Source organism: Klebsiella terrigena, assembly GCF_006539725.1.
Classification (GTDB): Bacteria; Pseudomonadota; Gammaproteobacteria; order Enterobacterales; family Enterobacteriaceae; genus Klebsiella; species Klebsiella terrigena.
In genome coordinates this window covers 60,995-83,902 of sequence record NZ_BJNO01000021.1, presented here as the reverse complement: position 1 = coordinate 83,902, position 22,908 = coordinate 60,995, and the positions used below count along the sequence as shown (strand labels likewise).

General features: G+C 55.5%; 20 protein-coding genes. 7 read left to right on the top strand and 13 right to left on the bottom strand.

Features of this window, described 5'->3' with window-relative positions; all coding sequences use genetic code 11:
- Nucleotides 1-51: 51 nt before the first annotated feature.
- The 4 genes from RTE01_RS20470 to RTE01_RS20455 all read right to left on the bottom strand — a co-directional run bounded on the left by RTE01_RS20470 (nt 52) and on the right by RTE01_RS20455 (nt 4,026).
- The gene (locus RTE01_RS20470; RefSeq protein ID WP_115194031.1) at nt 52-894 is read right to left on the bottom strand and encodes an ABC transporter permease; all 843 of its coding nucleotides are present in this window, start codon (nt 892-894) and stop codon (nt 52-54) included.
- 14 nt (nt 895-908) lie between these two features.
- Nucleotides 909-1,739: an ABC transporter permease gene (locus RTE01_RS20465; protein ID WP_123552920.1), complete on the bottom strand. Its 831-nt coding sequence runs from the start codon at nt 1,737-1,739 to the stop codon at nt 909-911.
- A 68-nt stretch (nt 1,740-1,807) separates the two neighbouring features.
- On the bottom strand, nt 1,808-2,947 hold the full coding sequence (locus RTE01_RS20460; RefSeq protein ID WP_115193769.1) for an ABC transporter substrate-binding protein: 1,140 nt from the start codon (nt 2,945-2,947) through the stop codon (nt 1,808-1,810).
- 29 nt (nt 2,948-2,976) lie between these two features.
- A complete protein-coding gene (locus RTE01_RS20455) occupies nt 2,977-4,026 on the bottom strand; it encodes an ABC transporter ATP-binding protein (RefSeq protein WP_134525131.1) in 1,050 nt (349 codons plus the stop codon).
- A gap of 171 nt (nt 4,027-4,197) precedes the next feature.
- Here RTE01_RS20455 and RTE01_RS20450 point away from each other — a divergent pair, with 171 nt between their 5' ends.
- The 3 genes from RTE01_RS20450 to RTE01_RS20440 are packed head-to-tail and all read left to right on the top strand — an operon-like array spanning nt 4,198 to nt 6,756.
- Complete coding sequence (locus RTE01_RS20450; protein WP_134525130.1) at nt 4,198-4,968, top strand: MBL fold metallo-hydrolase; 771 nt, start codon at nt 4,198-4,200, stop codon at nt 4,966-4,968.
- On the top strand, nt 4,965-5,984 hold the full coding sequence (locus RTE01_RS20445; protein WP_134525129.1) for a LacI family DNA-binding transcriptional regulator: 1,020 nt from the start codon (nt 4,965-4,967) through the stop codon (nt 5,982-5,984). The genes RTE01_RS20450 and RTE01_RS20445 overlap by 4 nt, the downstream gene beginning before the upstream one ends.
- A 10-nt stretch (nt 5,985-5,994) precedes the next feature.
- Nucleotides 5,995-6,756, top strand: a complete 762-nt coding sequence (locus tag RTE01_RS20440) for an inositol monophosphatase family protein (protein WP_134525128.1) — start codon at nt 5,995-5,997, stop codon at nt 6,754-6,756.
- Here RTE01_RS20440 and RTE01_RS20435 read toward each other — a convergent pair.
- From RTE01_RS20435 to RTE01_RS20410, 6 genes are all read right to left on the bottom strand, one after another.
- Nucleotides 6,753-7,448, bottom strand: a complete 696-nt coding sequence (locus tag RTE01_RS20435; protein WP_134525127.1) for a fimbria/pilus periplasmic chaperone — start codon at nt 7,446-7,448, stop codon at nt 6,753-6,755. The genes RTE01_RS20440 and RTE01_RS20435 overlap by 4 nt on opposite strands.
- Entirely contained in the window at nt 7,438-9,030 is a 1,593-nt protein-coding gene (ecpD, locus tag RTE01_RS20430; RefSeq protein WP_255313548.1) for a fimbrial adhesin EcpD, read from the bottom strand. Before ecpD ends, RTE01_RS20435 begins: the two co-directional genes overlap by 11 nt.
- A gap of 40 nt (nt 9,031-9,070) precedes the next feature.
- On the bottom strand, nt 9,071-11,599 hold the full coding sequence (locus RTE01_RS20425; protein WP_123552935.1) for a CS1-pili formation C-terminal domain-containing protein: 2,529 nt from the start codon (nt 11,597-11,599) through the stop codon (nt 9,071-9,073).
- A 24-nt stretch (nt 11,600-11,623) separates the two neighbouring features.
- Entirely contained in the window at nt 11,624-12,292 is a 669-nt protein-coding gene (locus RTE01_RS20420) for an EcpB family pilus assembly chaperone (protein ID WP_041143617.1), read from the bottom strand.
- 58 nt (nt 12,293-12,350) lie between these two features.
- Complete coding sequence (gene ecpA, locus RTE01_RS20415) at nt 12,351-12,935, bottom strand: common pilus major fimbrillin subunit EcpA (protein WP_041143616.1); 585 nt, start codon at nt 12,933-12,935, stop codon at nt 12,351-12,353.
- A 140-nt stretch (nt 12,936-13,075) separates the two neighbouring features.
- Complete coding sequence (locus tag RTE01_RS20410) at nt 13,076-13,651, bottom strand: helix-turn-helix transcriptional regulator (protein WP_134525126.1); 576 nt, start codon at nt 13,649-13,651, stop codon at nt 13,076-13,078.
- Nucleotides 13,652-14,121: 470 nt separating this feature from the next.
- Here RTE01_RS20410 and RTE01_RS20405 point away from each other — a divergent pair, with 470 nt between their 5' ends.
- Both RTE01_RS20405 and RTE01_RS26460 read left to right on the top strand, forming a co-directional pair.
- On the top strand, nt 14,122-15,000 hold the full coding sequence (locus RTE01_RS20405; RefSeq protein WP_141335313.1) for a winged helix-turn-helix domain-containing protein: 879 nt from the start codon (nt 14,122-14,124) through the stop codon (nt 14,998-15,000).
- A gap of 21 nt (nt 15,001-15,021) precedes the next feature.
- Nucleotides 15,022-15,489, top strand: a complete 468-nt coding sequence (locus RTE01_RS26460; protein ID WP_227503269.1) for a hypothetical protein — start codon at nt 15,022-15,024, stop codon at nt 15,487-15,489.
- 11 nt (nt 15,490-15,500) lie between these two features.
- Here the strand turns inward: RTE01_RS26460 and iraM are convergent, their stop codons facing one another.
- Nucleotides 15,501-15,851, bottom strand: a complete 351-nt coding sequence (iraM, locus tag RTE01_RS20395; RefSeq protein ID WP_123552937.1) for an anti-adapter protein IraM — start codon at nt 15,849-15,851, stop codon at nt 15,501-15,503.
- Between the two features lie 443 nt (nt 15,852-16,294).
- Entirely contained in the window at nt 16,295-18,718 is a 2,424-nt protein-coding gene (gene bamA / locus RTE01_RS20390; RefSeq protein ID WP_141335311.1) for an outer membrane protein assembly factor BamA, read from the bottom strand.
- 648 nt (nt 18,719-19,366) lie between these two features.
- Between bamA and RTE01_RS20385 the strand changes: the two genes are divergently transcribed.
- Both RTE01_RS20385 and RTE01_RS20380 read left to right on the top strand, forming a co-directional pair.
- Nucleotides 19,367-19,717: a helix-turn-helix transcriptional regulator gene (locus RTE01_RS20385; protein WP_115193780.1), complete on the top strand. Its 351-nt coding sequence runs from the start codon at nt 19,367-19,369 to the stop codon at nt 19,715-19,717.
- Nucleotides 19,718-19,800: 83 nt separating this feature from the next.
- Complete coding sequence (locus tag RTE01_RS20380) at nt 19,801-21,351, top strand: MltF family protein (protein WP_134525124.1); 1,551 nt, start codon at nt 19,801-19,803, stop codon at nt 21,349-21,351.
- Between the two features lie 84 nt (nt 21,352-21,435).
- Here RTE01_RS20380 and RTE01_RS20375 read toward each other — a convergent pair whose 3' ends face one another.
- A complete protein-coding gene (locus RTE01_RS20375) occupies nt 21,436-22,779 on the bottom strand; it encodes a carbohydrate porin (RefSeq protein WP_134525123.1) in 1,344 nt (447 codons plus the stop codon).
- Between the last annotated feature and the right edge of the window lie 129 nt (nt 22,780-22,908).

The following is a 22,908-nucleotide window of genomic DNA, read 5'->3' as shown; positions in this document are numbered from 1 at the left end:
GTAAAAACGCTTCCCACCGGGAAGCGTTTTTACTGGCGGGTAGCCTGAGCGCTATTTGCCCATTTTCGCCAGCATTTCCGGGCGCATAAATTTATGAATAACCAGCATAAACAGCAGCGACGGCAGTAATAAAATCAGCGCGGTAATAGACGATACCTGATAGTTTCCCGACATGCTGGCGTTGTAGAGCAGCAGCGGCAGCGTGGTGATATCCGGCGCGCCGACAAAAAAGGTGCCGGTGAACTCGTCCAGCGACTCCAGAAAGACAAAAATACTGGCGGCAATAATCCCCGGCGATGCCTGGGGCAAAACGATATGCCAAAACGTATACACCGCCCCGGCCCCCAGATTGCGCGACGCTCTTGCCAGCAGCGGATCGACCGCCGAGAACGCCGCCACGCAGATCCATACCGAATACATCAGCCCGTGCACGCTGTGCACCAGCACCACGCCGGCCACGGTGCCGTTGAGCCCCCACTGATAGAAAAGCCGGGCAATATTCATATATACCGTCAGGTTAGGGAACGCCTGCGGAATAAGAAACAGCAGCATAAAGCCCACCCGCAGCGGCATCCCTCGCCGCGATAACGCATAGCCGGCGGGGATCGAAACCAGCAGGCACACCAGCACCGACAGCACGGCAATCAGCACGCTGGTCAGCAGAGAGCCCGAAACATCGCTATAGGGGCTGAACACCTGATACCAGTATTTCAGCCCCCACTGGCTGGGCAGGCTGTGGGGAAAGAACCAGCTTTCGGCCACCGTCCAGATAAGCAGATTCAGCAGCGGGCCAAACATCGCCAGCAGCATCAGAACCAGCAGCAGCGTCTGAAGCGGCAGGCTGGCGTTCAGCTTTCTCCGCCCTTTCGCCAGCAGCGTCGCGGGTGACGTCATCGTAACCTCCTTCATTATTCTCCCCCTTTTTGCCGCAGGCTGTGGCGCAGATAAAACCACGACAGCGCGCCGCAGATAAGCAGCGACACGACGCCGAGGGCGTTAGCCACGGCGTAATCCCCGTAAGAGTTCACGCGAAACGCCATATCAACGGTGATCATCGTCGGCGTACCGACGCCTATCATCAGCGGCACCGACAGCACCGACATCATGGTGACGGTCGAGAGCACCAGCGCCACGCCGATGGCAGGCAGTACCTGAGGCAGAATAATATCGAACAGGATCCGCGGACGAGAAGCGCCCAGGTTGCGCGCCGCCAGAATTTGCGACCGCTCAAGTGCCGCCATTGCGCCGCAGATAAGCAGCGTGGCGAACGCCAGCTGCTTCCAGACGAAGGTGATAATAATGCCCTTCCAGCCCAGCCAGGAGAGAGTTTCCATCGGCGTGAGCAGATCGCTGGCAACCAGCGCATTGTTCATTAAGCCGTTTTTGGCCAGAAAGGTGCGCATCATCTGCGCCGCAACGATAAAGGGTATAAACAGCGGCAGCCGATATAAAAATGCCAGCATCTGCACGATCGGCCGGCAGGACGACAGGGTAATCACCGCGGAAAGGGTGATGGAAATCAGCGCCAGCAGCGCCACGGAGCTCAGCACGACGATCAGCGTAAACAGAATATCGGTGGAGTAGAGCGCATAGACTTTGCGAAAGTGGGCCAGGGTCAGCCGCTGCGCATCGTCGGTGAAGGCGGCAATCAGCGAGAAGCCCAGCGGATATAAAAACAGCACGGCGATGGTCAGCGCAGCGGGAGCAACCAGCAGCAGATATTTCAGCGAAATACGCATAGCAAACCTGATATCAGCAAGGAGAAACGCCCGGGTCGACGCGCAGCCGCCCCGGGCATCGACGAAGATTAGTTGGCGACCTGGCTTTCGTAGCCTTCTTTAATATCGTCAAAATAGGCGCTAATCGGGAAGCTTTTGCCGTATTCCGCCAGCGCCTGCGGCGAGATCTCAGCAAACAGCTTTTGCCACGTCCCGGCGTCCAGCTGCGGCTTAACGTGCTGCGCATCGATGCCGGGATACCAGTTAAACTGCTTGACGATCCCCTGCGCCTGCACCTCCGGGCTGGTCGCCAGCTCGATAAACTCGCGCGCCAGCTGCGGATTCGCCGCCTTCGCCGGGGTCACGTAATACATCGGCTGACCCGGCATGCCCGGCGCCAGCAGGGAGAGCTTGATCGACGGCGGCAGCTTCCCCTGATCTTTCCAGCTGTAGAACATGTCCACCCACACCGGCCCCATCGCGATCTCCCCGCGGGTCAGCATATCGAGCGTCCCGGCGTTGCCCGGCGTAAAGGTGACGTTTTTATTAAAAGCCTTCAGTTTTTCATAGGCCTGGCCCCAGTTTTTCTCCACGCCTTTATCGTACGGCAGGGAGGAGAGGCGCTGGGCGTCGGTGCCGTAGGCGTACATCCAGCCCACCACGAAGCTGACCCCGGACATGCCGTTCTTAATCCCGTTATAGCCGAAGGCCTGCGGGTTTTTCTGCGCCCAGGCCACCAGCTCATCGTAGGAGGCCGGCGGGGTTTTGATCGTCTCGCTGTTCCAGGCAATGGCGGTCTGGCTTAAAAACATCGGCATCACGTAGCCGTCGACGTTAACCCCGAGGGCATTTTTAGCGTTGTCGGCGCTGACCAGGCTGCCGGTCTTAATCTGCTGGCGGTACTTCTCTAACAGCCCCTTCTCCACCAGCTCGCCGCCGGCTTTTTGATGCACTACGGCGACGTCAATATCCCAGCTGCTGGCGCCGCTCGCCTTCTGCGCCGTCAGCTTTTCGATAATTTTGTTCGAGCCCGCGTCCCCCGGCCCGGTACCGATAACCTGCACCTTAACGCCCGGATGCGCGGCCTCAAACTTTGGCCCCAGCCAGGTTTTTACGTAATCCACCATATTCTGATCGCCCGCCGTCGCGACGTTCAGGATGGTATCGGCCTGCGCGCCGTAGCTCAGGAGTACGGCGGTCGCTAGCGCAACGTTTGTTTTAGTAAACATGGTTTATCCCCAGAATGAACACGATGATGTCAACTTGCATGAGATGAAGGAAAAATATGCAGCGCCGGCGTCGGCACGTGCAGCCTGACCGGGGAGCTGGCGGGCCAGCAGCGGGTAGAATCCGCCAGCAGCAGGCGATCGCGGCAGCGCACGCTGTGGCGATATAAATGGCCGAGGAAGGCGCTTTGTTCGACGATGCCGTCGAGGATCAGCCCCTCCTGCGGCGCGCTATCCGCGACTGAAAGGAGCGCCGCGTCGGTGCTGCGGAAATAAATAACCTGCTCGCCGGAATCGGTAGCGGAATATGCCTGTGGGCTGCGCCAGTGAATACCGTCGAGGGTGTGGATATCGCGGCTATTTATTTTATTATCAGCCCCCATAAAATCGGCGACAAAAGGCGTGGCCGGACGCTGATATATCTCTTCTGGCGTCCCTAGCTGCTCAATCCTGCCGTTATTTAATACGGCGATACGGTCAGCCATCACCAGCGCTTCCTGCTGGTCATGAGTGACGATTAATGAGGTAAAGCCGAGCTTCTTTTGCAGCGCTTTTATTTCATGGCGGACGTTAAGGCGGACTTTGGCATCGAGATTGGAGAGCGGTTCATCCAGCACCAGCACGTCCGGTTCAATCGCCAGGGCGCGCGCCAGGGCAACCCGCTGACGCTGGCCGCCGGAAAGCTCGGTCACCTTCATTTCCGCCAGCCCCGAGAGGTTGACTACCTGCAGCAGCTCCGCCACCCGGCGGTCGATATCGTCGCGCCGCCACCGGCGCAGCTTCAGGCCGTAGCCGATGTTACGGGCCACCGTCAGATGCGGCCACAGCGCATAGCTTTGAAAAACCATCGTAATATTGCGCTGCTCCGGCGGGCTATGGGTAATATCCCTGCCGGCGACGACGATCTCCCCGCTCTGCGCCGGGATAAAGCCGCAGAGCGCATTTAGCAGCGTGGTTTTCCCGCAGCCTGAAGGCCCCAGCAGGGCGATCATCTCCCCCTTCTCTACCGCCAGGTCGATATTATGCAGGACAACCTTATCGCCGTAGCTAATTCTCAGGCTGGCAATGTGCAGATAGCTCATATTCGGTATCCAAAACTTTTCTGTAGGCATTTTTTATTTATTCGCGCCTGGATGAACACGTGTTCATTTAGCTGTAAAAAAAATGCAACCTTGACTCGACATGATGTGAGCCTACTTTGTCGGGTATTTGTGACAATTTAATTAAGTGCGAAAATTTTTTAGCGAGGGTAAATGAAAATAGACGTTCTCGGCTGCGGCAGCGCCTTCTCAGAGAGCCAAAATACCTCTGCGCTGCGCGTGATTGATAATAACAATCGCCAGTGGCTGATTGATTGCGGCCCCACCATCCCGCGCGCCCTGTGGCAGCGCGGGGGCGATATTAACGATATCGATGCCATTTACTTCACCCACGTCCATCCGGATCACTGTACCGGCCTGACGGCGCTGCTCAACTACTGGAAAAGCTTTTCCCGCCACAAGCCGCTGATTATCTACAGCCAGCCGCAGCAGCGTCCGGTGCTGATGCAGCTGGCGCAGCTGGCAAACTGGCCGGACACCGCGCTGTGCTTTGCGATTGAGTGGCGCGACGTCACCCCGGCGTGGACCTGGCACGACTGGCAGATCCGCACCGCCGAAACTCAGCACGAGCTCAGCAACCGCGCTATTCGCCTCACCTTTGCCGGCAAAAGCCTGTTCTACAGCGGCGACGGCCGGCCGACGGCGCAGTCGATCGCGCTGATGGCGGGAGCCGATCTGGCGTTCCAGGAGTGCGCCTCGCTCACCGCCCTGAGCGACGACGCCTCCCACGGCGATTTCCCGGCCTGCCTGGCGCTGTTTCAAAGGCTGGCGCTGCCCGCCATGGGGCTCTATCACTGCTACGACGCGATCCTGCCGGCGCTGCGGGTAGCCTGCCGGCCGTGGGACGGGTTGTTCGTCAGCCAGGACGGCTTACAATACGATCTTCATCAGCCACCGCGCAGCGGCGAGGAAAGCCCGGCATGAGCGCACTCCCCCGAAAACAGAGCATTACCGCCGAGGACGTTGCCCGCCGCGCCGGGGTCTCGCGCGCGGTCGTTTCCCGCGCGCTGAGCAATAACGGCAGCATCTCGCCCGCCGCCCGCGAGCGGGTGCTGCGCGCCGCAGAAGAGCTGGGCTATCAGGTCAACTTTCTCGCCCAGGGGCTTAACCGCCGGCGCAGCCACCTGATCGGGGTGATCGTTTCCCGCATCAACGATCCGTTTCGCAGCAGCCTGCTCGACGGGCTGCTGAGCGAGATCCAGCGCCGCGATTTTCAGGCGCTGGTCAGCGAGATCCGCAGCGAGCAGGATCTGGCCCAGACCCTTCGCCGCTTCGCGCAGTTTCGCGTGTCCGGGGCGATCGTCACCTCCGGCCAGCCGCCTGAATCGCTGGTCTACGAGTTCGCCCAGCAGCAAATTCCGGTCGTCGGCATTAATCGCCAGCCCAATATTCCCGGCGTCGATTACGTCTGCTCGGACAATGCAGCCGGGGCGGCGCTGGCCGCGAAGCAGCTGGTAACCGCCGGCTGCCGCCGCTTTGGCTGGCTAAACCATCGCCACTCGACCTGGGCCGGACAAATGCGCGGGGAAGCGTTTTATCAGGCGCTCACCGAGCTTGGGGTGGATACGCGGCGCAATCTTCAGCCGCTGTTTGCCACCCTCGAAGGCTATGAGGGCGGGCTGCAGGCCGCCGCCGACGCCGACGATGCGCTGGAGGGGATTTTTTGCGCCAACGCGCAGCTGGCCTGCGGCTTTCTTGACGGCATGCGCCAGCGTGGCAAAGAGGCCCCGGCGGATTTTCAGCTCATCGGGTTTGATAACACGCCGCAAACGGCGCAGTACAGCTACCGGCTCACCACTCTGCATCAGGACGTGGCGGAGATCTCCCGCCAGGCGCTCACCCGCCTGCTGGAGAGGGCCAGCGATCCGCTCCAGCCTTCACGCACCACGTGGGTGAAGGTCGATTTAATTCACCGGCGCACGTCGCCATCAACCACATAAGAGCCAGGCTATGACCGAAGAACAGCAGCAGTCGCTATGCAGATTGATTCGCCAGTTGGGTACGCGCGCGCAGGAGCTGCGCGATGCGGGACTGCAGGTGGATAAAAAAGCGCGCCAGGATTTTGTTTCCCAGGCCGACGTTTTTGTCGAGCAAGAGATCAAGGCCTGGCTGGAGGCCCATCGCCCGGAGGACGGTTTTCTCGGCGAAGAGAGCGGCCTGCGGGCCGGGAAGCAGGGAACCTGGGTCATTGATCCTATCGACGGCACCACCAACTATATTCTGGGCATGGATTACTGGTGTATTTCTCTGGCCTGGGTCAGCCAGGGCGCGCTGGAGCTGGGAATTATCTACGCCCCGGATCGCAACGAGTTTTTCTTTGCCCGCCGCGGCGAAGGCGCATTTCTCAACGATAAGCGCCTGACGCTGCGCGAGCCGGACCCGGAAACGGTGGTGATAGGCATGGGGCGCTCCAGCCGGGCGCCTGCCGCAAACTACGCCCGCATGCTTGAGCGGGTGATTGACGCCGGTATGGAGTACCGTCGCTTTGGCGCCGGGGCGCTGATGCTGGCCCACGTCGCCGCCGGCCAGGTGCACGCCTACTATGAGGCGCATATGAACAGCTGGGATGCGCTGGCGGGTATCCTGCTGATCGTCGAAGCGGGCGGGAGCAGCAGCGACTTTCTGGCCAACGACAGCCTGCTCAGCGGTAACCTGGTGCTGGCCGGCTGCCCTGAGGTTCAGTCGCGCCTGATGGCCCTGACGGAGAGCTAACCGCCCGCCGATGGCGACGGGCAGTCGTTGGATATTTTGATAAATTGATCGTTGTAAATTATGTACTTGTCGCCAGGTTGGCGCAGCGCGGCCTGGCGCACCACGTCGCCTGGGCGTAGGTACCAGGCGTCGCCGTCCTCTTCCGTTGCCCCGCATCCGGGCTTAATCAGCAGCTTAAACCAGGTGTTGCCGCTGTTGCTGACGGTGCCCGCCTGGCGGTCAAAGGCCCATTTAAAATCGACCTGACGCGGACGCACCGCCAGGATAGTCTCCACCACCACCACCGGGTCGATGCTCACCGCCGCCCCGGCGGTATTGCGCTCGACGCGGTTGCGGGTGGGGATTTCACGAAACGAGACCCGATAGTAGCGCTCGCGGTTGTCCTGAGGCCCGTGATAGTAGAACTTAAAATATTCCCCCTCCCCCGCCTGCAGGGTCAGCTGGCGCGGCGCAAAGAGCAGCTCGCCGTCCTCCGGGCGGGAGCGAACCTCTTTCCCACCCGGACGGTCGATGCCGACCACCGAGACCTGATACAGGCGCGCGCTCTTGTTATTATTCAGCACCCGCTTGGCGGCAAAACTCTCCTCCGCCCCCAGCGAGAAGGTCAGGTTACCGACCGATATGGCCTCTCCGACCGCCGGCAGGCAGAGGGCCAGCAGCCACGCCATCAGGCGTATTGTATTAGTTAACATTTCGCCACGTCGCCTGGACCCGAATTTCACCTGAAGCGCTCACCTCACCGAACCAGCCGTCATCGTCGATCGTTTTCAGCGAGATCGCGTCATTCATCGGGATGGAGAACCTGACCGTGGTTTTATTCATCACTCCCGGATCGCCGGAGGCGTCGTTCCACGGCGTGCTCATCCACAGCGCATCGGTCATGTCGCGCCAGCTATCGTCGCAGCCGGCATCGTAGGTTTTGTTACCGCCGCTTTGCGTCGTGAAGGTCAGCGTCGCCGGGAAAGGGACTTTCGTCGTATTGTCCGCGGAGCTGAAGATGCAGTATGAACGCCCGTCGATGGTCTGCGCCGGGCCGTTAACTTTGATCAGCACCTCATCGGCGGCGGTCCTGCCGCTGGTGGTGACGATATAGCCAAAATCCAGCGAAGGCTTGCCCTGGCCGACGTAGCCCTCGCGGCTCGGCGCGCTGGTGTACTCATCGGAAATAATGCTGATGCTGAAATCACGCGGCTTGATAATCAGCGAGTTGGAGGTGGAAAACTCATACCAGCCGGACTCCGGCGACGTAATGTTCTGGAAGCGGAAGTTAAACAAATCTTTGGTATTAATATCGCTGATCCCCAGCGCAACCATCTGCTTAAAGAAGTTATTCGAAAAGAAGATGTAAATGGAGTCAGAGGACTTCATCTCATTGAAATTGTAGTAGTAGGAGATGCCGCTTACTGGCTTCCACGTATTGCCGTTGAGGCTGAACTGCATATCATAGATGCCCACCGCGGAGACCAGAGACGAATTGCTGATGGCGGGGAAAACATGGATCGATGTATTGCTCAGGCCGTTGGTTTCCAGCGCATAGTTAACCATTTTGCAGCTCAGGCCGGAGCGGGGGCCGATGGTTTGGGCATGGCAGTTGGAGCTCCCCTCGCCGAGGGTCGGCACCCCGTCGGTATTGATAAACACTTCGGTAAGGGAGTGGGTATTGAGCAGCCTTAGGTTGGCGCCCTTGGTATGGGTGACCTTGCGGGTATACCAGCTCCCCGAAGCCTGATCCTTACAGCGCGCCCCGCTGCTGGCATCGTACTTAACGGAAGTCTGACAGCCGTTGATGGTCATCGAGAAGCTGCCGCCTACCGGCATCTGCTGGAGATACAGGTAGAAGGCGTCGGATAGCATCCCGTGCATCCATTTAGTCCCGCCTGAGGTTACCGTCGCGCCGTAGAAACCGCTCGCATCCAGCGCCGGTGCCTGAATCAGGCTGGTTGCCATATCGCAGCCAACGTACCAGTTTATACAGCGCAGGCCGCTCAGCGGGTTGGATACCGGCGAGTTCTCCAGCCACATGTCGAACTGCCAGTTGGCGTTCAGTATCGTGTTGTAGCCGTTATCGATATAGCCCAGGCTCTGCTGATAGATAGTGCCGGTACCGGTATACTTCAGCCCGGTCCAGCGGCTGCCGCCGGTCAGGCGCGGGTCGAGCGCGCCGCCAGGGGTAACGAAGTAGTTATCGTCAGAGTTGTTTTCCACAAACACATACTGCATCGCCGCCGCGTCGGCCCAGTTCGTTTTGCTCACCGCCGCAGAGGCCCGCGTCATTGCGCCCAGGGCGAGCACAATCGCCAATAGCGCACCCCATTTAGCCTTCATAATTCTCTCCCGTTGGCAGGTTGCTGGCGTAGGTTTTCAAGCCGTTACAGGTCACATCGCCGACCCATACCGCCCCACGCGCTTTGTTAATCTCAAGCTCCACTTCGCAGCGTTGGTTGTTGCCGTAGCTGAAGTCGATGGTCGGGAATTTTTTATCTACATCCATCACAAACTCGCCTTTGTCATCGGTGCGGGTACGCCCGATGTGGTTATTAATGTGCGCATTGGCCAGCAGCGTGCCGTCTTCGGCGCGAATACGCCCGGAGACGGTCACCATCTGCTTCACTTCCGGCTCGATCACCGCCACGTTGCCCGGATAGAGGGTGAGACGGCTTTTGCGGCTGCTGACGATGTCGTAGCTGTCGATCGAGTTCTTGCTGTTCTGCAGCTCGACTTCGTAGCGGCTGTAGGGCGAGAGCGGCAGATAGCTGCGTTTGCCCGAGAGCTGGAATACCCGGCCGTTTACCCTGGCGCTGAGCTTGCCGTCATCTTCAAGACCGGTATTAAAAATCACCCCGGCGTTCCCGTCGGTACGCCCGCTGGCGGCAATATTTTTACCCTGCCAGCCCACGCTGCCGTTAGCGGTCAGGTTGGTATTCACGTAGCCGTCGGTGCCGCTGTTAACGTTCAGCGTCCCGCTGGAGTAACGGGTATCGAACTGGGCATAGGCGCCGCCGCTCAGGGTTTTGTCATCCCCGGTGTCGCCGGAGATGGCCCGGGAGATATTGGCGCCGACGGTGCGAATGGTGCTCCCTTCCTCAAACTGCTTGCGCGCCGCCAGGTTGGCCATGGTGTAGCCGTTCTGGTGGGTCATCCCGGCGCTAAACCAGTTGCCGAGCGGCAGAGAAAAGTCGAGCGCGATATATTTCCCGGTGCTGGCGCTGCTGTCGCCGTTGTTAAAGCGCTGGATCCCGGCGCGCAGGCCCAGCGAACCGTAGGCGTTGCTGTAGAGGGTCTGATAGTAATCCGCGGTGTAGTAGTGGCTGCTATAGCGGCGATCGTCGTTATAGCTGATGCTGAAAGTGCCCAGCTTTGACCACAGAGGGCTGAGGTTCAACGTCCCGCCAATCGCCCGGTTATCGGCGTCGCTGCGCCGCAGCCTGTCGCCGATTATGGTCTTTTCCTGGTTGACCCAGACCGAGCTAAAGCCGCCGGGCAGCGTGGCGCTGACGCTGCCGATGCTGCTCCACGAGCTGTCGCTGGCCAGCATGTTTTGCAGGTTCACGTTGATAGATTGCGTCAGCGGCAGGGTCAGCCGGGTCTCGCCGACGGCGTTGTTATCGTAGCCGTAGCCGGTGGCGGCCCAGCTGAAGGCGCCCAGCGAGCCCGTTGCCGAAGCCCCGGCCAGCCAGCTCTCTTTGGCGGGCAGCGTCTTTTTGCCGCCCTCTGACCAGCGGTCCATATGGAAGCTTCCGCCCCAGACCTGCCAGGCCAAAGGCGCGCCGGCGCCGCGTCCCCGGGTGAACAGCTTGTTCACCCGCTGGGTGCGCTTGCTCACCACCCGGCCGTTGACGACAACTTCAACATTCACGTCGTAAATGCCGTACGGCAGGCCGCGGGTATCAACCTCATGGTTGCCCATCATGAAGTTCTGCACGCTCAGCAGGCGGCCATCGCGCGACAGATGCACTTCACCGGCGGAAGGCAGGAACGCGATAATCGGCGTCGCCGACTGGGAGTTATCAAAGACCGTCGAACTGGCCTGGTTGCCCCAGGAGGCGCCGTAAATTTTGCCTGCTGAAATGGCGGTCATCGGTCCGAGGGACTGCAGGTTCCACGTATCGAGCATTCCGCCCGCAAAGCGGTGACCGGCGAAGTCACGCTCGTACATCGCCTTATAGAGCTCGCTGTCCTGATTGCTGGTTCCGGCGCCGTAGAGCGAGCCGTCGAGCACCAGGTGATGCTCGCGCAGGGAGGTAACGCTGTTCATCGACAGATAGCTGGAGGTGCTGTTCCCCGCGTTGCGCATCTGATTGTTATAGACGCCGAGGTTATAGTTCAGGGTGCTGCTGAGGGCGTTAACGCTGGACTGGCCGATATCTTCGCTGCGCGATCGCAGTACGGTGCCCAGGGCCTCTTTTTTCACTACCAGCTGGAGCAGAAGCTGGCGCAGGCTGAGCTGCAGCTGCGCGTCGGCGGAGATCTTAATGCGCAGGTCGCTGTCGAAGGATTCGTTCGCCAGGGCGGTGAGCGTCTGCCGGGTTTGGGCGCTCACGGTGGCATTATTATCGCTCTCCTCCAGGCGGATCTGGCGCACGCGCAGCACGCCGCCATCCAGCCAGATAAAGGCGCTGCCGAGGCGCTGATCGTCCCCGTTTCCCGTACTGCCTTCCAGATGAATAAAGAGCGGGATGCTCATCCCGTCCTGCAGGGCCTGGCTAAACGCCTGGGGAATAATTACGCCGCCGATTTGCGGTATCTGTTCCGGCGCCGCGCTGACGCTGAGCGGAACAGAAAAAATAACCATACCGTAGGCCAGGAGCGCTTTCAGCTCCGGGGAAATCCGTAGTCGCGGCATAACCTTATCCCGTCAGCACAATTGTTATTTTACGGGAACAAACTGCTCGCCCTGCCAGAGCGCGACCCGTCCTTTTTTATCGGCAACGTTGACGCGCGTGAATCGGCGCTCTTTACCGGGCATGAGGTAATAATTTTCTTTACACTCTTTGCCATCCGCCGCCTTGAGGCATGGGCCGTAGGCGAGAATGCGCAGCGTGGCGTTTCCGCTGTTCACCAGCGTGCCGTTGGCGTACTGATAGCGGTAGTTCACCTTGCGGGGCGCCACGACCAAAATGGTGCCAATACGGGCGGATGCCGTCGCCACCGCGCTGCGGGCTGCGCCATTGCGCTGGGCGTCGCTTAGCGCCTGATCGAACCAGACGATGCGGTAATAGCGCTCTTTGTCATCCGTCGGGCCTTTGTAGAAAAAGCGAATAACATCGCTGCTCTTCGCCGGCAGCAGCAGGCTGGCTGGCGTGAGCAAAACTTCGTCCTGGCTCTCCATCGCAATGACGTTACCGCCATCGAGCGGCGAGGAGAGGCGCTCCATATGGATATTGATCAGGCGTCCACTGTCGGTGGTATTTTTTATCTCTTTGCTGAGCACGCTGCTGTCGCTGTTCATAAACGAGGAGATATCGCCAACGTCCAGCGCCCGGGCAGGCATGATGGCGCAGAAACAGAGGCCAATAGCCAGAATGTGGTTTTTCATGGGAATTCAATCCGTGAAAGAAAGCAGGGGAAGCCCCCTGCTTTGTGCTACAGGGAAATCAGCTGGTCCAGGTCGCGTCGAACTGTACGCTGACGTCGCCGCTCCAGATCCCTTCCGGCAGCGTGCTGTAATCCGTTACAGCCGTGGTGCCGTCGGTGGTGCCGCTAACGATAGTGAAGTTGAAACCATCCTGAGCGGTCGTACGGCCGGCCTGGTTATAGCCGTTAGCCAGCGCGCTGAGGTTGCCGCCCAGCTTGCCGTTAGCGGTATCGATCATGGTGGTGTCCGCCGATTTTTCTACGGACTCGCCGTTGTAATCAACGCCAACGCTCAGCGTAGAGCCAGAGGTATCCAGCTGAGTCAGGGTATTAGTGATCAGACGGGAAGTCAGTTTAAAGGCCGTTGCGGTCGCATCGCCTTCAATCGCCACATCAAACAGGCCTTTCTGCGAGTTAAAGCCTTTGATCCCTTCAGCGTACTGGAACGCCAGGCTGCCCAGCGGAGTGACGACCAGCTTGCTGGTGGTATCTTTTTTAGCGGTTGCTGACCAGGTCGCTACTGCCTGAGCCGTAACATCAGCGGCCTGAACAGCGCCAACACAGAGAGTAGTCATCAGAGCTGCTGCCAACATTTTCAATTTCATATTTATCACCTGATAAAGATAAGAGGCTTTTTATGGCCCGTACTGTTCCATAGTTCTTTATGGAATGATCGCCCTTAAGAACCCTGAGTCCTTAAAAACAAATGCCTGAATAAATCGATACAATGCGCTTCCGCGGCAGATCAAATAAGCCGCAGGCCGTTTTTTGATGCCGGCAGAATAAAACGCATCAGGGCCAGCATCGTGATATTGTTATTATTAAGCAAACCAACCTTATTGCTGGTATTGCTTTTATGCAAACTGACCGTCTTAATACTTAAGCCGAGCGTTTGTGAAATGTCATTAATTAAATTACCGATAATCATTAATGACATTATTTTCTCTTCGCGCGGAGTCAGGCTTCGTTTCCTGATTTTATATTTCTTAAGTTTAAACATATTCTCAACCGCCTTGACGCTGGCATTGGCCGAGAGAAAATAAATATCATTAATGTCCGACACGTCGCTAACAAACTTTGCATCCGGGGCGACAATAACTTTCGCCAGGCTGTGAGAAAGATAGTATCGGTAGAAACATAATATATGATCTAAATGTGCAAAATGGATAATCACATAGTCGTCAGCACTCAGCACCGCACATTGCCTACGGGCCAACTCGCTATCAAAACTGCCGGCGCAACCGATATAACAGAAGTCATCGGCCATATGGCTCAGGCCTTGTATAAAGAAATAATTATCAGTTACAATCAGTACCGCCATAATAACCAACCTTTATTCCATTGGGCCACCGGTCCGGAAAAAACACCTCCACGACGCCTTCGTTACTGATTATGACCGGTACGTAACAACAGTCTGATACGCCCCTGCCATTCATTAACATTGTTATCGCAGGACAACCACATCCTTTTATTAATCTTGTTACGTTACGGCCGTAACATTTTGTTGCAGCAATAATAATCGCAGTGCTCATATTTTATTACTCATAAAGTTATGAAGCGTAAAGAAATCACATTTGTTGATTTTATGTAAAAACATAACTCACTGAAATTAATGATATAAATACCATAAAATTAACAAACAATAGACTTTTTATAACAAACATCTTATTGGATTAAGATAATTCTTAGTTATGAATGAATGCCGGAAGTAAGCTTTAATGCTAGTATCTCAATATCAAATCTTAGATAAATTTCAGCAGCGGTAACTATTCTCACGATAAGACACGATATATGGACACTATTTACGTTATCGAGAACACGCTCAGGTTCAATCCTACGGCGCATACTCTCCATTCTATAGAAAGCAATGAGCGTATCACTCTGGCAATACCAGCAAGCCTTTGCTTTATTTTATTAATTAAAAACCAGGGCAGAATAGTCACCCAGGCAGAGCTGTTGCATAACGCCTGGGGAGAAAGAGGGATGAACGTTACGCCAAATACCCTACACCAAAATATCTCTCTGTTGCGTAAATCATTAAATCGCCTGCACGTTAACGGCAGCATAATTCAAACAATCCCGAAACGGGGATTTATGATTGCCGATGACACCACCATTTTGGCCCGGAATATTGAAAGCGACCCGGGGCCCGAAAACGATAGTGGGCCGAATGTTGAGGAAAAGGTTAATAACCCACAGCAACCTCCGGCAGTAGAAAGTATCGAACCGCAGCAGCCAGATCCGGAACCGCCGCGGGATAACCTATCGGCGTCGCCGCCGGTGAACGAAGACCCGTTCATCCCGCGGATACTTTCCGGCCTCAGATTCACTGACAGTGAAAAAGGAACCTGTAGAGTTGCAGGTATCGCCAGCCTGCTGGCGATCGTTCTGTTGGTCTATGTTTATTATTTTCCACAGACCAGCACGCCTTTCTCTTCTTATACCGAGCTGGCTACTCCCGGTACCTGCAAGGTGTTTCGTAATGATGATTTAAGATTTGATGAATTTTTTATTAACTTTATGCTGGAGAAGCACATCAGCTGTTCCGATGGCCAAACGGTATATATTACCAACCACTATCCATCGAGCAGAACGTCGCTGATCGTTTGTCGCTATCCGATCAAATCAAGCAAGAAATCATTCTGTACCTCCTCCTACTACTTAAAATAAAAGACAATCTCGGCATATAAAATGAAGAAAACAATAACCCTCATCATCATTATTCTTATCATCGTCGGTGCTGTATATTACACTCACTTCCGCGAAGAGGATGATAGTATTAACTGTACGTCAGCCTTTTCGATTATCAGTGGCGACGAAACCTTCTCGTTTTCAGTCACCTTTTTCACTAAAAATGGCAATGGCCTGATGACCTTTACCGGCAACTCCGGAAATACTCAGGATAACATCAGCATTCGCAAATATTTTTCCTATACTAAAAACAAGAGCGACATCTATATTTTTAAAAATAATAATTCCAACATGCGAGCCAGCTCACCGGCATTCTCTGAAAAGTTCGATGATATTCTCCCACCGTTCTTTACTGAAATTAGCAAAGAAGATAACTTTATTATTAAGATAATAAAAATAAAGCCAGATTCGTGGGTATTTATGTCGACAAACACGCCCTACTTTGTCTGTGAAAATACCCGTTCTTAATCGCCGCTGGTTTAGCATAAGGCGTGGCGATGATAGCTACCAGGGCATCGCTTAATGACGCAGTGCGGCTGGTAGCAGCACCCCTCTGCGGTGGTTGCGCTAAAGTCATGAGGGCAGGATGGCCGCTCTCTCAGCGACTCCCACTGCGTATCGCTGTAGGTCGCAATATTGTAAACCTTAAAGAAATGATATTTATTATTTATCAGAACTTTAGATGAGTACAGCTTCATTGACTCACCGGGAATCAACAGAATATCCGCTTCATACCAGACGATAAACTTTAAAAAACGCAGTCCGCAGATACTGGAGAATGCGACGCCAGAATGCGGGCATATGATTGTATTAAGCACCGTCCATTTCATGTTTCATCCTTGTATCCCTGGCCAGCAATCATGAATTCAGAAATAGCAAATATTATAATCAATCGCAAGTCCTCAGCGCAATAATGTGATATGCGACGGCCATTGCTTACAATCGATCTAGCTATTTATAAGTAATCACCATAATATTTAATACGTAGATATGGATGCTGGAAATACATATTTATATGTAAAGTCAGAAAACCATAAAATAAGCCTAAATAACTTTACAAAAAAGTATCGCCATGGAATTCAGATTAAACAACGACATAACGGCAAAATAGACTATTTTGCCGTCTATGCGCGTATTTTTCCCTGGCGGGCAGCTCGCCGCCGGGGGTAATGGGAGTAGAAAGGCCTCGCCGCCGCCGCGTGAATGATAGCCATCAGAGCGTCATCTCTCACGCGGCGGCGCGACGGTAGTAGCGCGGTTCCTGGCCCCCCGCTTACCAGGTTTTGCCGATATTAAACTGGAACTGCTCGGCCTTATCGCCATCGTACTTTTTAAAGGGCTCAGCCCAGGAGAAGACCAGCGGCCCCAGCGGCGACATCCACTGTACCGCTATCCCCGCCGACATTCGGATATGCAGCGGATCGCTATAGTCCGGGATCCCCGCCGCCAAGGTTTGGGCGTTATTCTGCCACGAGGTGCTCCATACCGTGCCGGCATCGACAAAGAGCGAGGTCCGCAAACTGTCGGCATATTTGTCGCTAATAAACGGCGTAGGAATAATAAACTCGCTGTTCAGCACCGCCATCGCATTTCCTCCAACCGCGTCGGAAGAGCTCTCCAGCGGGCAGCCGCTATAGCTGCTTTCAGAGCCATTACAGCGATAGTAGGCCGCCTTCGGGCCGATGGTATTTGAGGAGAAGCCGCGCACCGATGACGATCCGCCGGCGTAGAAATTATCGTAAAAGGGCACCGTTCTCCCCTGCAGGCCGCCGGCATAGCCCGCTTTCAGATGCTCCATCCATACCCAGCTTTGGTTTTCATTTAGCGGCACATACTGGGTGCTATCGAGGGTCAGCTTGTAATAGCGGTTATCCGATCCCGGGACGGTCACTTTGCCGCTCAGGCTGCTTTTATTGCCGGAGCGGGGGAAAAACCCGCGATCGAGATCGTTATAGCTCCATCCGAGGCTGACAAAAAAATCGTTGGCGCTGTATTCCGCCCCGCTGTCGCCATCTTTGGTCACCACCTGCGGATAAATTCCCCGCGAGTTAAGGTAATTCCAGGTCGTGAGCTCAGGATCCATATTGGTCAGGCGGTTATGGACATAATCAACGCCCAGATTCAGCGAATTATTTTCGCTAATCGGGAAGCCGAGATTGCTGCCAAGGCCGTAGCTTTGCTGGTTGTAGCTGCCGGAGTCGGCATCGGAGGCGTCATAGCTGTTATAGAAAATCTTGCCGCCGAGGCTCACGCCGTCGACGGTGAAATAGGGGTTAGTCGCGCCGAGCTCAACGTAGGACTGATAGCTATTGCGAGTGCCGTTAAAGCTGACGCTGTTGCCGGTGCCCAGCCAGTTATCCTGGGTCACTCCCAGCTGGTAGCTGACGCCGCTATCGGTACCAAAGCCCAGGCCAACGTTAAATGAGCCGGTATTGCGCTCTTTCACCTTATAGACGACGTCAACCTGGTCCTGGCTGCCGGCAACCGGGGTTATCTCTTTATCAACGCTCTCGAAATAGCCCGTGCGGTCAAGACGCTCTTTTCCCTGCTGCACCTTTTCATCGTTGAGCCACGCGCCCTCCATTTGCCGCATTTCGCGGCGTAAAACGGCATCGCGCGAGGTATCGTTGCCGATAAAACGAATCTGGCGTACGGAGTAGCGGCGCCCGGCATCGACGCTAATACGCAGCGTGACGCTTTTCTGCCGATCGTCAATGTCGGCGTGCGTCGCCACCTGCGGCCAGGCATAACCATATTTACCGAAGCGCTTTTTAATCGCGTTTTCGACGGCGGTAATCTCGGCTCCGCTATACCACCTGCCGGACAGCGGCTGGGCCAGCGCCTCAATTTCCTGGCCATGCGTGGCCATCTCACCCGTCACCACGGTGCGGCTGACCTTGTAGCGTTCTCCCTCTGCAAGGTCAATTGTAAGATAGAGCGATTTTTTATCCGGGGTAATACTGACCTGGCTGGAATTAATGGCAAAACGCGCATAGCCACGATCGAGATAATAGCTGCGCAGCGTTTCAAGATCCGCCGCCATTTTTTGCTTTTGATATTTTTTATCACCGATAACGTTCCACCACGGAACCCGATCGCGTAGCTGAAGCTGGTCGAGCAGCGTTTCTTCGCTAAACGCTTTATTGCCAATAATATTAATCTGGGCAATGGTTGCCGACTTCCCTTCCTGAAAGACAAATTTTAAATCCACGCGGTTGCGCGGCAGCGGTGTCACCACCGCATGGACCGTGGCGCTATATTTCCCGACGCTGTAATAGAAATCCTGCAACCCCTTTTCTATTTCACTGAGGGCGTTACGATCCAGCGCGCTACCCGCATCAACGCCGCTGGCGGTGAGGTTCTCTTTCAACATCTCGTCCTTCACCGATTTATTGCCGGCGAAGCTGATACTGGCAATGGTCGGGCGCTCTTTAACCTGCACCACCAGCGCACGGCCATCGCGCAGGATCTGCACGTTCTCAAAGTTGCCGCTGGCGTACAGGCCGCGTATCGCGTCGCTGATATCGTCGTTCGAGACCTCTTCTCCCGGGTGAACGGGCATGTTCAACAGTGCCGCTCCTACGGTAACGCGCTGCAGGCCCTCAAAGCGAATATCATCAATAGTGTACGAAGTCGCGGCATAAAGCGTTAAGGGTGAAATCAATAATCCGGCAATGATATTTGTTTTCTTTAGCATGGGCGTTTTATTTAAAAGAGATTTAGAAATAGCAGGCGTCTGCTGGGATTAACCTAAGCGAGGCGCAGAATTGCACTTAATTATGGTGAAACAATGGAGAAAAAATGGATCTTAAAGAACCGTAAATAAATAAATTTATTAGCGGAACTCACACCTATTTTTTCGGTCTGAGAGGGTCAGGCAGTAATATATAGCGCACTTTCAATGAATCAAAAAACAAAAAGCCCCCTTTCGCATTGGTTGAAAGGGGGAAAGATCTTGTTAGGAATGATGCTCTCTGGGGTTGACCAGGAACACGCAAAAGTTAGCTTAAAATACCGCAGATAAAATGAAGAGATATTGAAAAAATTATGCAGAGCGACCATCACGTATGCGCAAAATATATCATCAGGGATATTAATCCAGATTCTTCATATTTTCCTCAAAATGACAGGATATGGTCGCAGAGGCTTATGGGAGCATCATCGAAAGCCGATTGCGATATCCAAAAGCAAAGTAGTGGCGCCTTGCCAGGGACGGTAAGGCATTTTCCCGCGGCGGCGCTGGACACCGAGGCCCGGCAGAGAGCCATGCCGGGCGGCGACCTGGCCGTGACGTCACCCTCTGCCCGCGCCATGAAGCGACGGGCGCCATCGTTCTGGAACCGGCATGAATCAGCGTAAAAATGGGATCCAACAGGCCGTGCTGCACGAACTGGTGCGCTGGATAAAAAATAATCTTGAGAAAAAACTTACCGTCAATGCGCTAAGCGTTTTTTCCGGCTATTCAGAGTGGCACCTGTTTCGCCTCTTCCAGCAATACTTCCAGATGTCACCGATGGAATTCATCAGGCGGCAGCGGATGCTGCTGTGCCGGGATTTGCTGCAGATAAAACCGGCCTTTCGCATCGTCGATATCTGCATTATGGCCGGCTATGAGGATATCAGCGCATTTAACCGGACCTTTAAAAAATACTATTCGGTCACGCCCAGCCAGTTCCGTAAAATTTCAGCGGCATAAAACCACAGTCCAGGCGCCTGGCCGACACGCTAACCCGGCAGAGTTGACTAAAATAAAAGGATGTCCCTGCGGAGCGCCGCGCCATGAACATCCTCTGTTTGCCGCGATTATTTATCGCCTGGTCTACCTGCCTCCTCGCGATGCTGTTTGTTGGCTTCGTTTATGCCGCTTCCGCTGAGAAAAAACCGCCGGCGCCCGAGCCACGGGAAACCCTGGAGGTCAATACCGAAGAGATGCTAAAACCCTGGCAGGGGGATCTTTCCGGCATGCTCGACCGGCGGACCATCCGGGTTTTGACCACCTACAGCAAAACCTTTTTCTTTATCGATAAGGGCACCCAGCGCGGTGCCACCCACGACATTTTCATGGAGTACGAGCGCGACCTGAATCGTCAGCTGATGAAGGAGAAAAAGCTCCGGCACCGTCACCTCAAGGTACGGATCGTTTTCGTTCCGGTGGCGCGCGACCAGCTGATCGAGGCGCTCAATGCCGGTAAGGGAGATATCGTCGCCGCGAACCTCACCATCACCCCTGAGCGCCAGCAGCAGGTCGCCTTCAGCGCGCCGATTTATACCCGCGTTCAGGAGCTGCTGCTTTCCGGGCCGGGTTCTCCCGCGGTCGCTGACATCGACCAGCTTTCAGGCAAGACGGTGTTCGTGCGCCGCTCTTCAAGCTATTACCAGAGTCTGGTCGCGCTCAACGCGCGCTTTATCAAAGAGTCGCGCCAGCCGGTGATCATTGATGCCGCCCCGGAATCGCTTGAGGATGAGGACCTGATTGAGATGCTCAACGCCGGCCTTATCCCCCTGACCGTTGTCGATCGCCATAAGGCGCTGTTCTGGAAACAGGTGTTCCCTAAAATCGAGGTACACCAGAATATCGTCCTGCGCGACGATGGCAGCATCGCCTGGGCGGTGCGCAAAGATAGCCCCCAGCTGCTCGCTTCGCTTAATCAGTTTGCGAAGACGAATAGCCAGGGCAGCAGGCTGGGGAATACCATCCTGCTGCGCTACCTGAAAGACGCTAAATATGTCAAAAATGCGGCGGCGCAAAAGGAGCGGCAGAAATTTTTAGCGATGGTGGAGATCTTCCGTAAGTACGGCGATCGCTATGACGTTGACTGGCTGCTGATGGCGGCCCAGGGCTATCAGGAGTCGCGCCTCAATCAGTCGGTGCGCAGCCACGTCGGGGCGATAGGCGTGATGCAGGTTATGCCACGCACCGGTAAGGAGCTGAAGGTCGGGGATATCAGCAAGCTCGATCCCAACATCCACGCCGGGGTGAAATATATGCGCTGGATGATAGACCAGTACTACGGCGACGAGCCGATGACCCAGCTCGATAAGGCGCTGTTCTCCTTCGCCTCCTACAATGCCGGACCGGCGAGAATCGCCCGCCTGCGGGTTGAAACCAAAAAGCGCGGCTTTGACCCTAATATCTGGTTTGGCAACGTGGAGTACCTGGCCGCGGAGAAAATCGGCTCCGAGACCGTCACCTATGTCAGCAATATCTATAAGTACTACATCGCCTATCGGCTGATCGTCGATGAGATGACGCGCAAGCAGAAGGCCACCGCCGACGCCCAACGCGAGGAGATTCCGCTCAAGACGGGCGACGTCCCGGCGGCGCAGTAAGGCGCTGAGGTACTAAAAAACCCCGCCGAAGCGGGGTTTGGGTCAGCCGGGACGGCGCATTCCACAACGCGCGCCCTTTGCCCATCAGAAGAAGTATTTGAAACGCACCCGCGCGCCGTAGCGTTCATCGGTATTGCCGGTTTTGGCTGCCGACGAGTCCAGCCACGATGCGTAGGCCCCGAGGTAGATATTAAAGTTCGGCATATCCATGATATTCGGCAGCTGCCACGAGGTGTGAAGGGTGTGGATGTCATAGCGTCCCGGCGCCAGAATCGCGCAGTCGCCGTCGCACTCCGCGCTCACGCCGGACAGATTGAACTGGTCGATTTTGTTGTGCGCATAGATATAGCCAAGCTCCACGCGTTGCCATAGCGCATTAATACCGGCGCTGAAGTCCTTTTCGTCCGCCGCATCCAGATAGGCGCTGCTCAAATTGACCACCGCCCCATCCTGCGGGTCGGCCTTCTGCGTATTCCAGCTTAGGGTCATACCGTAGCCGGTACGGCTCGACTGGTCGACCCAGCGGCCACGTGAGTCCTGATAGCCGTAGGCGTTATTGACGAGGTTGCTCTCCAGCGCCGCCGCCACCGACCACGCGCCGGAACGCCACGCCACTACCGGACGCACGTAGGCGACGTTTTTCTGGTTATCCAGCGCGTTGCCGTGATAGCTCTGGTCAACAAACAGCGTGCTGCCGTCCTCCACCAGCGTATTGACCTCAAAATACCAGTTATCGAGGGTTTTACTGAGCAGGAAGTTACCGCCGCTGCTGCTGCGCCCGCGCCCTTCTTTCATCATGTAGATATAGCCGTAGCCGTCGCTGTACAGGTCGTTGGCCGTGTTGCCGGAATATTCAATAAACGTATCCTGATTAAGCGGGAACATATCGTAGGCTTCGAAGCGACCGATTTTAATTTTCCAGTCATTCTCCTGACCAAAGAAAAACGCCGCGTCATCAAGATTCATTTTGCCATTCATATCCGCCAGCGGCTGTACGCTAAACCCGGCGTATTTACCGTTAGCGCCTTTCCGCAATCCATCAAAGCCCAGAAGAATTCGTCCGTTAATATCCCAGCGCTCTTTATCTCCCGGAGCCCAGTTTTTATTGGCGCTGGTTTTTATCGAGGTCAGGCTACCGGTGCGACTGGCGCCGTCCATATTAAACTCGACGTCGCCGTAGAATTTTATATCGCCATAATCATTAAGCTGTAACGCGGGTTTAGCCGGCCCGGCGCTGGCGACCGGCGCTGGCGTATCCTGACGTTTTAATGCGGCGATCTCCGCCTCCGCGCTGGCCGCCCGATGCTCGGTCGCCTTCAGCCGTTGTTCCATTTGTGCCAGGCGCTCCTCAAGGGATAACGACGCCTGCGCATTGACTACAGGGGTAAGTAAAGACGTCAAAAAACAGCCGACCCAGAATTTATTCATCGGTAGAGCCTTTTATTATTTAATTAAATAGAGTTTATTTTTTAGGATTTATGAATAAAGCATAACGATAATTAAAATAATAACCCGCCCATCGTCGCGGACGGGTTATTAACGACAGAAGTAATATTA